Genomic DNA, 13,586 nt, shown 5'->3' on the forward strand with positions numbered 1-13,586 from the left:
ATCCCTGAATTCAGAGATGTATATTTTGGCCACAGCGATGTGGCCTTTTTCTTTTCTGCTTAAGCCTGCTTCGCCAGAAACGCCTCAAACGACTCCGTATCCGCCGCTTCAACCTCTTTCTGACGCACAACGGACGCATCGCGCTCTGCCACAAAATCCGCTTCGCTCAGGATCTCTAACGGCTCCTGCATCAGCATCTCACGGTACTCCGCTGCGAGTGAACGCCCTGTGCCACCAATTCCCTGCTCAATCATAGAACGCAGAATGCGAGCTGAGAATGTCAGTTCCGGGTTATCAAAGCTTTCAACCAGTTCATCACAGACCTTCTGGTAAGCTTCGCCGCCGTACACGCTATCCAGCGTCTGGGCAACGCGCTTCAGGTCGTGGAACAGATCTTTCCCCACCTTAGCCAGCGGGAACTGGGCCGTTTCACAGCCAATCCCTAACGTCAGGCCCGGCTTGCGCCCTTCCAGAATCACGCGATTCCAGTTGGTACGGGTACACAGCAGTTCGTCGGAACTCATTTCCGGCGCATCCGCCAGTACGCACCAGACCATAAACAGGTCGAGGAAGCGAACCTGCTGCTCGTCAACGCCAATCGGTGAGAACGGGTTGATATCCAGCGAGCGCACTTCAATGTATTCAATGCCGCCGCGCTGTAGCGCATCCGACGGCGTTTCACCGCTGCGCGTCACGCGCTTCGGACGAATCGGCGCATACAGTTCATTTTCAATCTGCAACACGTTGCTGTTAATTTGCAGGCGTTTACCGTCTTTTTCGAGGCCGATTTTTTCGTACTCTTCCGACGGGGTTTTGATCGCCCGCTTCAAGCCTGCCACATAATCGTGCAGATCGTTAAACGTAATTCCGAGATTGCTTTGCGATTTATTGGTATAGCCAAGATCGCTCAGACGCAGGGAGGTCGCGTACGGCAGGTAATACATGCCACACTCGGTCTTCTCGAACGGCAGCGCGGTCGGCTTCCCTTGCAGGAACGATGAACAGATGGCTGGCGATGCGCCGAACAGATACGGAATAACCCAGCCAAAACGGTAATAGTTGCGGATCAGGCGGAAGTAGCCCGCGGAGATCGCCTCTTTATCCGTTTCACCGCATTTCGCCTGCCAGAACGCCATCGGCAGAGAGAAATTGTAGTGCACGCCAGAGATCGTCTGCATTAGTGCGCCGTAGCGATTTTTCAGGCCTTCGCGGTACAGCGTTTTCAGCCGACCGATATTCGAGGTGCCGTACTGCGCCAGCTCAATATCCTGCCCCTGCTCGATATAGCACGGCATGCTGAGCGGCCACATGCGCTCGTCGCCGAGGTTGCGGGCGGTGAAGCGATGCACATCGCGCATGATCGTCAGCATATGATCAATATCACCGTCGACTGGCGTGATGAACTCCAGCAGCGCTTCGGCGAAATCGGTTGTGATCCATTTATGTGTCAGCGCCGAGCCTAACGCCTTCGGGTGTCCCGTTGTCGCTAAGCTACCATCCGCATTTACGCGCAGCGTTTCGCGCTCAAGCCCACGCTGAATCCCCTTCAGTGCCTGAGGGTGATTTTCCAGCCAGGCCAGCGCCTGTGATACGTCCGGGATCAATTTGACCTCCCGCCTGTCAAAAAATTGTCACTCAGCATAATTGTAATGGTTGACGATTGAAGGTCGCGAATTCATTCCACCAATTAGTGCCACCACGTCATACCCTGTAGTGTTACCCATGCCAGTAAAACATAGCGTAACGCCTTGCCAAGGCACAAAAAAAAGAGCACTGGTCCCCAGGAGATGCGCATCCATCCCGCCAGCAGACACAGTAAATCGCCTATTACAGGCATCCAGCTTAATAACAGCGTGGCAGCGCCATAGCGTTTTAGCCAGCCCACTGCCTTTTCCTGCCAGCGAGATTTTTCGCGTAGCGGAAAGAAACGTCCAAGAATAACGTTAGTCAGCCCTCCAAGGCTATTACCCATTGTTGCTATTAAGACCAGCAACCAGGGCTGACTCACGCCGGACAACAGCATCGCCACCAGCACCACTTCCGAATTCCCCGGTAAGAGGGTGGAGCTTAAAAAACTGCTGGCGAATAATGAAGCGAGTGACAGCGCGTCACTCACAGTAAGCGAACATCCACCGCCGCCATTCCGGCATCACGCGCAGCCTGGATGCCAAAGTCGGCATCTTCAAAGACAACGCATTTTGCAGGCTGGACACCCATTAATTCTGCGCAGAGCAGGAAGGTGTCTGGTGCGGGTTTGTGATGTTTAACATGATCGGCGGCAACGACGGCAGAAAAATAGTGGCGCAGGCCGAGGTGGTTGAGGAGCGCTTCAGCAATCGCGCTCTCGCTGCCCGTGCCGACAGACATAGGACGACGCCCATGCCACTCTTTGACGACGTCGATGAGCGGTAAAGGCTGCACGGTGTCTAACAGTATGGCTTTTACCGCATCGGTTTTTTCACGCGCGAGCTGGTGTGGATCGAGATCGGCCTGATTCAGCTCAATCACGGCCTGTGCGATACGCCAGGTGGGCGATCCGTTGAGGGCAATCATCGCCTGCAAATCGAAACGCATGCCGTAACGGGCCAGGACGTCGGTCCAGGCCTGACGATGCGTGGGTTCGGTATCCAGGAGGGTGCCATCCATGTCGAAGATCAAACCGTCATACTGTGCGTACATCGTGCTCTCGCTAAACGATTAACAAAGCATTACTTTATCGTAAAAGGGGATTTTTGTCGCTGACAGAGAGTGTGATTGCTGACGAAACGTCGAAGGAATAAACAAAGGGGGAGAAGATGGTGCATCCGGGAGGATTCGAACCTCCGACCGCTCGGTTCGTAGCCGAGTACTCTATCCAGCTGAGCTACGGATGCATCGGGATTTACTGCTGTACTGCTCGATACTCATATCACTTCAAAAGCAATATGAAGTAAAAGATGGTGCATCCGGGAGGATTCGAACCTCCGACCGCTCGGTTCGTAGCCGAGTACTCTATCCAGCTGAGCTACGGATGCATCAGGGAACTGCTTTCAGAAATAGTAAATGGTGCATCCGGGAGGATTCGAACCTCCGACCGCTCGGTTCGTAGCCGAGTACTCTATCCAGCTGAGCTACGGATGCATCAGGGAACTGCTTTCAGAAATAGTAAATGGTGCATCCGGGAGGATTCGAACCTCCGACCGCTCGGTTCGTAGCCGAGTACTCTATCCAGCGGAGCTACGGCTGCATCGGGATTTACTACTGTACTGCTCGATAGTCATATCACTTCGAAAGCAATCTGAAGTAATAGATGGTGCATCCGGGAGGAATCTAAACTCCGAACTCGAGGATCGTAGACGAGTACTCTATCCAGCTGAGCTACGGATGCATCAGGGAACTGCTTTCAGAAATAGTAAATGGTGCATCCGGGAGGATTCGAACCTCCGACCGCTCGGTTCGTAGCCGAGTACTCTATCCAGCTGAGCTACGGATGCATCGGGATTTACTACTGTACTGCTCGATATTCATATCACTTCGAAAGCAATATGAAGTAATAGATGGTGCATCCGGGAGGATTCGAACCTCCGACCGCTCGGTTCGTAGCCGAGTACTCTATCCAGCTGAGCTACGGATGCAAAATGGCGGTGAGGCGGGGATTCGAACCCCGGATGCAGCTTTTGACCGCATACTCCCTTAGCAGGGGAGCGCCTTCAGCCTCTCGGCCACCTCACCACACAACGCCTCTTTCGAGTGCTTCGAGCAACTCGTTAAGAGCTTCTCGTCGCTGCGTGGCGCATATATTACTTTCTGGGACTTATAAGTCAAACAATTTTCCACATGCTTTTTTCGTTTGCACAATTCGCACGCAATTCGCATGTAAAAGCCGCAAAGAGAGTGTTTTATAAGCGGATTTTGCAGGCATCTTCACAGAAATCTGTTGAGAGAAGCGCGTCATTTGGATGAGATAAGATTATGAGAGTGGTCAAAAACGAAGCGTTTGAAATAGAACGGTAACTTTATGCAGGAAAAATAGCAGGAGGGTTGCGTCTCGCCCGACAGCGAGACGCGACAATATCAGTAACTGGACTGCTGGGATTTTTCAGCCTGGATACGCTGGTAGATCTCTTCACGGTGGACAGATACTTCTTTAGGAGCGTTAACACCAATACGTACCTGGTTACCCTTTACCCCTAAAACTGTCACGGTGACCTCATCCCCAATCATGAGGGTCTCACCAACTCGACGAGTCAGAATCAGCATTCTTTGCTCCTTGAAAGATTAAAAGAGTCGGGTCTCTTGTATCCCGGCATTATCCATCATATAACGCCAAAAAGTAAGCGATGACAAACACGTAAAGTGTAAGCAGTCACGGCATCACATTCTGTTAAACGTAAGTTTAGCCGATATACACAAACTCAACCTGACTTTATCGTTATCGATAGCGCAGTGAGCAAGACGCCATAACGTTACCGCTATGGCGTCTGCTTGTGCTTTGTAGTTATTACAGTTTCGCGCTTACCCAGCTTTCAACGCTGGCTAATGCCGCGGGAAGTGCCGCCGCATCCGTACCACCGGCTTGCGCCATGTCCGGACGACCGCCACCTTTGCCCCCCACCTGCTGGGCGACCATACCAATCAGTTCCCCTGCTTTAACACGATCCGTCACATCCTTAGAGACGCCCGCAATCAGAGAAACCTTACCCTCTGCGACCGTTGCCAGCACGATAACCGTTGAACCAAGCTGGTTCTTCAGATCGTCGACCATCGTACGCAGCATCTTAGGCTCCACGCCCGCCAGATCGCTGACCAGCAGTTTGACGCCCTTAATGTCTACCGCTTTGCTGGAGAGGTTTGCGCTCTCCTGCGCCGCAGCCTGTTCTTTCAGCTGCTGAAGTTCTTTTTCCAGCTGACGAGTACGATCCAGTGCTACACGCACTTTCTCGCCCAGGTTCTGGCTATCGCCTTTCAGCAGCTGCGCAATCTCGTGCAACTGGTCGCTCTGCGCATGCAGGCTGGCGATTGCGCCTTCCCCGGTCACCGCCTCAATACGACGTACGCCTGCCGCCGTACCCGACTCGGAAACAATACGGAACAAGCCGATGTCACCGGTGCGGGATGCGTGAGTACCGCCACACAGTTCGGTAGAGAAGTCGCCCATGCTCAGCACGCGAACGCGGTCGTCATATTTCTCGCCAAACAGCGCCATCGCACCTTTCTTCTTCGCGTCCTCGAGATCCATAACGTGGGTTTCGATTGGCAGGTTACGGCGGATCTGGGCATTCACCAGGTCTTCCACCGCACGGATTTCAGAGGGCTTCATCGCTTCAAAATGAGAGAAGTCGAAACGCAGCACTTTGTCGTTAACCAGAGAACCTTTCTGGGCAACGTGGGTACCCAGCACGTCGCGCAGAGCAGCGTGCATCAGGTGGGTTGCCGAGTGGTTCAGACGAATGCGCGCACGGCGAGCTTCGTCAACGTTGGCCTGAACGCCCTCGCCCACTTTCAGAGAACCGGAAACCAGTTTGCCCTGGTGACCAATTGCCTGACCGTATTTCTGGGTATCGCTTACGGTGAAGCTAAAGCCATTGCCTTTCAGTTCACCTTTATCGCCAACCTGACCGCCAGATTCCGCATAGAACGGCGTTTTATCCAGAATGACGACGGCTTCCTGACCCGCGCTGATACTGTCTACGGCTTTACCGTCCACAAACAGGGCGGTGACGTTGCCGGTCAGTTCCAGCGCTTCATAACCTTTGAATTCAGACGCGCTATCCACGCGGATCATCGCGTTGTAGTCCGCGCCAAAACCGCTGGATTCACGCGCACGACGACGCTGCTCTTCCATTGCGGCTTCAAAGCCTGCTTCATCAACTTTGATGTTGCGCTCGCGGCAAACGTCAGCCGTCAGGTCAACCGGGAAGCCGTAGGTGTCGTACAGGCGGAAAGCGGTTTCGCCATCCAGCGTGTCGCCCTTAAGCTTCGCCAGTTCGTCGTCCAGCAGCGCCAGACCGCGCTCCAGCGTACGGGCAAACTGCTCTTCTTCGGTTTTCAGAACCTGCTCAACCTGCGCCTGCTGGCGTTTCAGTTCATCGCCGGCAGAACCCATCACGCCAATCAGTGGCCCAACGAGTTTATAGAAAAAGGTGTCCTTCGCGCCCAGCATGTTGCCATGACGGATCGCACGACGAATGATACGACGCAGCACATAGCCACGGTTTTCATTCGACGGGATAACGCCGTCAGCAATCAGGAACGCACAGGAACGAATGTGGTCAGCGATAACGCGCAGTGATTTGTTGTTCAGATCGGTTGCGCCCGTTACGTCAGCAACGGCTTTGATCAGGGTGCTGAACAGGTCAATCTCGTAGTTGGAGTTAACGTGTTGCAGAACAGCCGCGATACGCTCCAGACCCATACCGGTATCGACGGACGGTTTTGGCAGCGGCTCCATGGTGCCATCAGCCTGACGGTTGAACTGCATGAAGACGATGTTCCAGATCTCAATGTAGCGATCGCCATCTTCTTCCGCGCTTCCCGGAGGGCCGCCCCAGATGTGGTCGCCATGATCGTAGAAGATCTCGGTGCACGGGCCGCACGGCCCGGTGTCGCCCATCTGCCAGAAGTTATCAGACGCGTAAGGTGCGCCTTTGTTGTCACCGATACGAATGATACGTTCGCGAGGGATACCCACTTCTTTTTCCCAGATGTCGAACGCTTCGTCATCGGTCTCGTACACGGTCACCCACAGACGCTCTTTCGGCAGATTAAACCAGTTTTCACCGGTCAGCAGTTCCCACGCGTACTGAATGGCGTCGTGTTTGAAATAGTCGCCGAAGCTGAAGTTACCCAGCATTTCGAAGAAAGTGTGGTGGCGCGCGGTGTAACCGACGTTTTCCAGATCGTTGTGTTTACCGCCCGCACGCACGCAACGCTGTGAGGTTGTGGCGCGGGAATAATTACGCTTGTCGAGACCAAGGAACACATCCTTGAACTGGTTCATCCCGGCGTTGGTAAACAGCAGAGTCGGGTCATTGTTCGGTACCAGGGAGCTGCTGGCAACAACCTGGTGTCCCTTACTATGGAAAAAATCGAGAAACGCCTGACGGATCTCAGCGGTGCTCTTGCTCATAATTATCCTGAAATCAAGCTAACGAAATGTCGCAGCAGATCTGTATCTGTAAACAGTTGGACGGACCAGCTACTGGAAAAAGTGGGAATAAGATAAGTTTTCTTTAGTGGGAAGTAAAATCCCGCATGCGTTCAATCGGTAAAATTACGCCAGATATCCTGAATATCTTCCATCAGGAAGCCGCGGTAGAGCAAAAAGCGCTGGATTTTGACTTTTTCTGAAAATTCACGCGGCAGCGGCTCACCGTACTTTCTTACCGCCTGCTCACGCGCCAGTTGGCACCAGTCAATTTCACTTTCGCGCATGGCTTTTTCAATTGATTCACGGGCTACGCCTTTCTGGTTCAGCTCCTGGCGGATACGCGCTGGCCCATAGCCTTTGCGACCACGGCTGGCGAGAAAGCGAGCGGCAAAACGGCCATCATCCAGATAGTGATGTTCATAGCACCAGGCAACCACGCGGTCATAATCTTCCGCGGTGGCATCAATGTCTTCCGGACCGTTTTTACTCATGACAGGCGCTGACAGTTTCCGCCGCAGCTCCTGTTCGCTATGGTCACGCACGGCAAGAATACGCACGGCCCGATCCAGCAAGCGTGAGTAGGCTGGTCGGCGCGATGTCGGTTCACTCATAAAAAAACCTGTCGATTCAGAAATGCAAAAAGGGCCGCATCAGCAGCCCTTCATTTTTATCCGAGAGGATTAAAAGTCTTCGTTGGTTTCTTCAGCATCCGCGCCGTCGACCACGAAATCAGGTTTAGAGTCCTGGTTGTTCAGCAGGAGTTCACGCACCTTCTTCTCAATCTCTTTCGCCGCCGCCGGGTTCTCTTTCAGCCAGGAGATAGCATTCGCTTTACCCTGACCAATTTTGTCACCGTTGTAGCTGTACCATGCGCCCGCTTTTTCAATCAGCTTCTCTTTCACGCCCAGGTCAACCAGCTCGCCGAGGAAGTTGATACCTTCGCCGTAGAGGATCTGGAACTCAGCCTGTTTGAACGGTGCTGCGATTTTGTTCTTCACCACCTTCACGCGGGTTTCGCTACCGACCACGTTATCTCCCTCTTTCACCGCGCCGATACGGCGGATATCCAGACGGACAGAAGCGTAGAATTTCAGAGCGTTACCGCCGGTGGTGGTTTCCGGGTTACCGAACATGACACCAATTTTCATACGGATCTGGTTGATGAAGATCAGCAGCGTGTTGGACTGCTTCAGGTTACCCGCCAGCTTACGCATCGCCTGGCTCATCATACGTGCCGCGAGGCCCATGTGAGAGTCACCGATTTCACCTTCGATTTCCGCTTTAGGCGTCAGCGCCGCAACGGAGTCGACGATGATCACGTCAACCGCACCTGAACGCGCCAGCGCGTCACAAATTTCCAGTGCCTGCTCGCCGGTGTCCGGCTGGGAGCACAGCAGGTTGTCGATATCAACGCCCAGCTTACGGGCATAGACCGGATCCAGCGCGTGCTCGGCATCGATAAACGCACAGGTTTTACCTTCGCGCTGTGCCGCCGCAACAACCTGCAACGTCAGGGTGGTTTTACCCGAGGATTCCGGGCCGTAGATTTCTACGATACGGCCCATCGGCAAACCGCCAGCGCCCAGTGCGATATCAAGAGAAAGCGAACCCGTGGAGATAGTTTCCACATCCATGGAACGGTCTTCACCCAGGCGCATGATGGAGCCTTTACCGAATTGCTTTTCGATCTGGCCCAGTGCTGCCGCCAACGCTTTCTGTTTGTTTTCGTCGATAGCCATTATTACTCCTGTCATGCCGGGAGAAGCAACTGCGCTTCACCATGGACTTCTGTTCTGTTGAGGCAATTATACTGTATAGTCATACAGTATCAAGTATTTTGTAGAAATTGTTGCCAGAGCGTTTTTAACGCGTATTCCGTTGCCTGACGACGCACGCTTTCGCGATCGCCGCTGAAGCATTCCCGGCGGGTGATCCCTTCCCCTTTTGAGGTGGCAAAGCCAAACCAGACGGTGCCGACAGGCTTCACGTCGCTGCCGCCGTCCGGCCCCGCGATACCGCTGATGGAGATAGCGTAATCTGCGCGCGCCTCTTTCAGCGCGCCAATCGCCATCTCGATCACCACCGGCTCGCTGACCGCGCCATGCTGCTCAAGCGTGGCTTCACGCACGCCAATCATCTGCGCTTTAGCTTCGTTACTGTAGGTCACAAAGCCGCGTTCAAACCAGGCGGAACTGCCAGCAATATCGGTAATTGCTTTCGCCACCCAGCCGCCGGTGCAGGATTCTGCGGTCGTGATAGTCGCGCCGCGCTGTTTCAGCGCCAGCCCCACCACTTCGCTAAGCTGCATCAATTCATGGTCAGTCATTCTCGCTCCAGGCCTTAGAAAAACATGCAGCACAAGATAGCACTTTCTCGTCAGATATGGGGATGCGCGTCGGGTTTTACGAGGGGGCTTCAGAAAAAAGCCGATGCGGGCGCACCGGCTGTAGCGAGGCTTATTTCATGCTGTTAGCAAGAGTCTTCACATTGTGGCGAAACGCCTTAACGTAGGTGTCCGCCACGCCGCCCTTCGCAGACAATGCTTCCGGGTAGAGTTCACCGCCCGGCTGGGCACCCGTGGCGGTCGCAATCTGCTTGACCAGGCGCGGATCGAGCTGGTTTTCCATAAACCAGGTGTGCACGCCGTCAGCTTTAATCTGATTGATGATTTCGGCTACCTGCGCCGCGCTGGCTTCGCTTTCAGACGACAGCCCCTGCGGCGCCATAAACGTCACGCCGTAGGCGCGGCTGAAATAGCCGAAGGCGTCGTGGCTGGTCAGCACTTTACGCTTTGCCTGTGGGATATCGCTGAAACGCTTTTTAGCCCAACTGTCCAGCTGAAAGAGCTGCGCAATATAGGGTTTGCCGGAAGCCTCAAGCGCGGCTTTATCTTCAGGATCGGCCTTCACCAGCCCTGAGAGAATATTTTGCGCATACAGCGCGCCGTTCGCCGCGCTGTTCCACGCGTGCGGATCGGTCACGGTTTTACCGTCCTCTTCCAGCGTGTGCGTTTTCACGCCGTCCGAGGCGATCACCAGTTGCCCTTTGAATCCGGAGGCTTTCACCAGACGGTCGAGCCAGCCCTCCAGCCCCAGCCCATTGACCACCACCACGTCAGCTTTACTCAGCGCCGCGCTGTCTTTGGGCGAAGGTTCGAAGGTATGGGGATCACCGTCCGGCCCCACCAGCGTCGTCACCTTCACACGATCCCCGCCAACCTGCTGCGTGATGTCTCCCAGTATGGAAAAGCTGGTCACCACATTCAGCGTTTTCGCCATTACGCCGTGCGTCATCATGCCGAGCGCGAGCGCGACGGCTAACCCTGTACGTTTCATCGTTTCCCCTTGCGTTAAAAAAGCGCCCGCAGGCTATCCGCCAGCCTGCTGCGCGTGCCAAACAACACTGAAATAAAGAACAACGCGCTGGCGGTCAGCACAATTGAGGGTCCGGCAGGCAGACTCACTGCCCAGGAAAGGCTTAAGCCCAGCCACGCGCAAAAAATACCGCTGATACCCGCCATCAGAAGTAACCCTGGTAGGGTGCGCACCCAGCAGCGTGCCGCCACGGCGGGTAACATCATCAGCCCGACGGCCATCAATGTGCCGAGCACCTGAAAACCGGCCACCAGGTTGAGCACCAGCAGCGCCAGAAACAGACCGTGTAACATCCCGGGCAGCCAGCGCGCGTTCACCTGTAACCACGCGGTATCAAACGCTTCGCTGACCAGTCCCCGATAAAAAATCGCCAGCGTGAGGAGCGTGAACATGCAAACGCCCGTCACAAACAGGGCTGACGCGCTATCCACGGCGAGAATGGAGCCAAACAGAAGGTGAAGCAGGTCGACATTTGAACCGCGCAGCGACACCAGCGTGACGCCCAACGCCAGCGAGCCAAGATAGAAACCGGCAAAGCTGGCATCCTCTTTAAGGGGCGTGCGACGGCTGACCAGCCCGGCCACCAGCGCCACGGCGATCCCGGCAATAAACCCGCCAACAGTCATTGCCAGCAGCGACATCCCGCTGAGCAGATAGCCCACCGCGACGCCCGGCAAAATGGCGTGAGAAAGGGCATCCCCCATCAGGCTCATCCGCCGCAGCTGAAGGAATACGCCCAGCGCAGTGGTGCTGACCGAGAGCGCCAGACAAACCACCAGCGCGCGTCGCATAAAGCCGTACTCAATAAACGGCTGGAAGAAGAGATGCCAGATCATGCCACCCTCACCCGCCCGGTTTTCCACTGGGGAATATCAGCATCCAGGCGTAACGTCTGCGGGAAGTGGCGCGCCACGCGTTCGCTGTCATGCAGAACCGCCAGCAGAGTCTGGCCCTGCATATACATCTCCATCATCAGATCCATCAGCACGTTGCAGGTCGCTTCATCGACGCCGGTGAAAGGCTCATCCAGCATGATCAGCGGCGCCTGCTGCACGAAAACGCGGGCAAACAGCATGCGCTGGAACTGGCCGCCGGAAAGTTCATCAATGGTGGAAAACGCCATCGATGCCAGCCCCACGCGCTCCAGCGCGTCGGCAATACGCATCCGGGTATCCCGACGAAAACCGGCAAAAAGTGAGATTTCAGGCCAGCAGCCCATACTCACCACGTCCTGCACGGTAAGGGGAAATTGCGCCTCCAGCGCGTGACGCTGCGCCAGCCAGCCCACCACCGGACGTCTCCCCTGCCAGCGAAACCTACCGCTGACGGGCGGAATAAATCCGGCGAGCGTTTTCAGCAGCGTGGATTTGCCGCAGCCGTTGGCCCCGACGATGGCGGTCATGCTCCCGCGTTCAATCACGCCGGACAGCGCGCGCGTAACGGGCTGGCGATCGTACCCCGCCACCAGGTCGTTCATCACGATCATGGCAACGCCACCGCCCAGCGCACGGCCAGGCCGAGAAACAGAATGAGCACCAGCGCCAGCAGCAGCCGGACCGGGGATGAGAGAGAAAACAGGGACATGGATATCTCAATTCAAAATTATGTTATAACATAACAATATCGAAAGGCGATTATGATGTAAACGGCGGGAGTGAAATGGGAGTGTGGCGAAATGTTTCTGCAAACGCCCCTCTCCGGTGGGAGAGAGGCAGAATAAGGGCATCAGGCCGCACCGTGCGTACAGCCATGCCGGGTGGCGGCGTTGCCTTACCCGGCCTACCCGCTGGAACGAATTACTGACTAAACGGTGACGCTGCTGGCACGCGCGCCTGCGACACCGCCAGGCCCAGCTGCCATACCGCCATCGCATAGTGCGTGCTGTGGTTGTAGCGGGTAATGGTGTAGAAGTTCGGCAGCCCGAACCAGTATTGATAACCGGTTCCGACATCCAGACGCAGCAGACTCACCTGGTCAACATTACCCAGCGGCTGCGATGGCGTTAAGCCTGCCGCTGCCAGCTGCGCCACGCTGTATTTGGTTTTAAATCCGTTTTCCAGACCAAACGCTTCGCCGTTCGCCTGCACCGCCACCTGGCCGCCCGGGGTCCAGCCGTGCGCTTTGAAGTAGTTCGCCACGCTGCCGATGGCGTCTTCAGGATCCCACAGGTTGATGTGGCCATCCCCGTTAAAATCTACCGCGTACTGCTTATAGGAGGACGGCATAAACTGGCCGTAGCCCATCGCACCGGCAAACGACCCTTTCAGATCCAACGGATCGTCCTGTTCGTCTCGCGCCATCAGCAGGAAGGTTTCCAGCTCGGAAGAGAAATACTCGGCGCGGCGCGGGTAGTTAAAGGAGAGCGTCGCCAGTGCATCGAGGATGCGGGTTTTACCCATAATGCGTCCCCAGCGGGTCTCCACCCCAATAATACCGACGATAATTTCCGGCGGCACGCCGTAGACCTGCCACGCACGGTTCAGGGCGTCTTCATACTGATTCCAGAACACCACGCCATTCTGCACGTTGTCCGGGGTAATAAACTGTTTGCGATAGCGCAGCCATGCGCCGTTTGGCCCGGTCGGCACCTGGGCCGTCGGTGCCTGCCTGTCCATCAGGCGCAGCACGTAGTCCAGACGCTTCGCCTGGGACAAAATGGCATGCAGTTGCTGGCGGTCAAAACCGTGTTTGCTCACCATTTTATCGATGAACTGTTCGGCCGCAGGGTTATTCGCGAAGTCGCCACCCATCTGCATCATATTGTGCTGCGGCTCAAGCAGGAACCCGCCGGAAGGCGCGCCCGCCGTTTGCTGAACGGCTTCGGTCTTAGGTTTGCTGCTACAGGCGGACAGGAGAATAAGCGCAGGTAACAGCGCTGCATAACGACGCTTGAACATGTGGCATCCATTTAACGAGTTCGGTAAGAACCCAGTATGGTAAAGCATCCGCAACACCTCAAGGAAGCGGTTATGTGGCCGTAAGCAAAATCTTTATCATTGACCACGGTCGGCGCAGGGAGAATGCATTATGATGAGCGCCCCTTCTGTTGGAGCGGGGGATCGGAACGATCGTAACCGGAGAGT

General features: G+C 55.4%; 12 protein-coding genes and 8 tRNA genes. All 20 read right to left on the bottom strand.

The genetic code is table 11. The features are described 5' to 3' along the window. Window positions 1-59: 59 nt before the first annotated feature. Window positions 60-1,604, bottom strand: a complete 1,545-nt coding sequence (gene gshA, locus ACOTX7_RS05845; RefSeq protein ID WP_047353811.1) for a glutamate--cysteine ligase — start codon at window positions 1,602-1,604, stop codon at window positions 60-62. Between the two features lie 83 nt (window positions 1,605-1,687). Continuing rightward, the gene (locus tag ACOTX7_RS05850) at window positions 1,688-2,116 is read right to left on the bottom strand and encodes a YqaA family protein (protein ID WP_017692791.1); all 429 of its coding nucleotides are present in this window, start codon (window positions 2,114-2,116) and stop codon (window positions 1,688-1,690) included. Beyond that, entirely contained in the window at window positions 2,113-2,679 is a 567-nt protein-coding gene (yqaB, locus tag ACOTX7_RS05855) for a fructose-1-phosphate/6-phosphogluconate phosphatase (RefSeq protein ID WP_205921570.1), read from the bottom strand. Before yqaB ends, ACOTX7_RS05850 begins: the two co-directional genes overlap by 4 nt. A 117-nt stretch (window positions 2,680-2,796) precedes the next feature. Next, a tRNA-Arg gene (locus tag ACOTX7_RS05860) sits at window positions 2,797-2,873 on the bottom strand. 64 nt (window positions 2,874-2,937) lie between these two features. Further along, window positions 2,938-3,014 (bottom strand) — tRNA-Arg (locus ACOTX7_RS05865). Between the two features lie 29 nt (window positions 3,015-3,043). Then, a tRNA-Arg gene (locus ACOTX7_RS05870) sits at window positions 3,044-3,120 on the bottom strand. Window positions 3,121-3,149: 29 nt separating this feature from the next. Beyond that, window positions 3,150-3,226 (bottom strand) — tRNA-Arg (locus ACOTX7_RS05875). Window positions 3,227-3,290: 64 nt separating this feature from the next. Then, window positions 3,291-3,367 (bottom strand) — tRNA-Arg (locus ACOTX7_RS05880). 29 nt (window positions 3,368-3,396) lie between these two features. Beyond that, window positions 3,397-3,473: transfer RNA gene (locus ACOTX7_RS05885), tRNA-Arg, on the bottom strand. A 64-nt stretch (window positions 3,474-3,537) separates the two neighbouring features. Further along, window positions 3,538-3,614 (bottom strand) — tRNA-Arg (locus ACOTX7_RS05890). A 4-nt stretch (window positions 3,615-3,618) separates the two neighbouring features. Beyond that, a tRNA-Ser gene (locus ACOTX7_RS05895) sits at window positions 3,619-3,711 on the bottom strand. A 342-nt stretch (window positions 3,712-4,053) separates the two neighbouring features. After that, window positions 4,054-4,239: a carbon storage regulator CsrA gene (gene csrA / locus ACOTX7_RS05900; protein WP_000906486.1), complete on the bottom strand. Its 186-nt coding sequence runs from the start codon at window positions 4,237-4,239 to the stop codon at window positions 4,054-4,056. 241 nt (window positions 4,240-4,480) lie between these two features. Further along, window positions 4,481-7,108 carry an alanine--tRNA ligase gene (gene alaS, locus ACOTX7_RS05905; protein WP_205924616.1) on the bottom strand — a complete coding sequence of 876 codons (2,628 nt, stop codon included), beginning with the start codon at window positions 7,106-7,108 and terminating at the stop codon, window positions 4,481-4,483. Between the two features lie 131 nt (window positions 7,109-7,239). Beyond that, complete coding sequence (gene recX, locus ACOTX7_RS05910; protein WP_221256370.1) at window positions 7,240-7,740, bottom strand: recombination regulator RecX; 501 nt, start codon at window positions 7,738-7,740, stop codon at window positions 7,240-7,242. 69 nt (window positions 7,741-7,809) lie between these two features. Beyond that, window positions 7,810-8,868 (bottom strand): recombinase RecA, encoded by a 1,059-nt coding sequence (gene recA / locus ACOTX7_RS05915; RefSeq protein ID WP_015571667.1) that lies wholly within the window; start codon window positions 8,866-8,868, stop codon window positions 7,810-7,812. Between the two features lie 89 nt (window positions 8,869-8,957). Continuing rightward, on the bottom strand, window positions 8,958-9,455 hold the full coding sequence (gene pncC, locus ACOTX7_RS05920) for a nicotinamide-nucleotide amidase (RefSeq protein WP_006811718.1): 498 nt from the start codon (window positions 9,453-9,455) through the stop codon (window positions 8,958-8,960). Window positions 9,456-9,585: 130 nt separating this feature from the next. Continuing rightward, on the bottom strand, window positions 9,586-10,464 hold the full coding sequence (locus ACOTX7_RS05925; protein ID WP_214592142.1) for a metal ABC transporter substrate-binding protein: 879 nt from the start codon (window positions 10,462-10,464) through the stop codon (window positions 9,586-9,588). 14 nt (window positions 10,465-10,478) lie between these two features. Then, window positions 10,479-11,339, bottom strand: a complete 861-nt coding sequence (locus ACOTX7_RS05930) for a metal ABC transporter permease (protein ID WP_015571669.1) — start codon at window positions 11,337-11,339, stop codon at window positions 10,479-10,481. After that, on the bottom strand, window positions 11,336-11,989 hold the full coding sequence (locus ACOTX7_RS05935) for a metal ABC transporter ATP-binding protein (RefSeq protein ID WP_214592141.1): 654 nt from the start codon (window positions 11,987-11,989) through the stop codon (window positions 11,336-11,338). The genes ACOTX7_RS05930 and ACOTX7_RS05935 overlap by 4 nt, the downstream gene beginning before the upstream one ends. A gap of 310 nt (window positions 11,990-12,299) precedes the next feature. Further along, window positions 12,300-13,400 carry a lytic murein transglycosylase B gene (mltB, locus tag ACOTX7_RS05940; protein ID WP_006811722.1) on the bottom strand — a complete coding sequence of 367 codons (1,101 nt, stop codon included), beginning with the start codon at window positions 13,398-13,400 and terminating at the stop codon, window positions 12,300-12,302. Between the last annotated feature and the right edge of the window lie 186 nt (window positions 13,401-13,586).

Source organism: Enterobacter cloacae complex sp. IR5418 (genome assembly GCF_049238105.1).
GTDB lineage: Bacteria > Pseudomonadota > Gammaproteobacteria > Enterobacterales > Enterobacteriaceae > Enterobacter > Enterobacter hormaechei.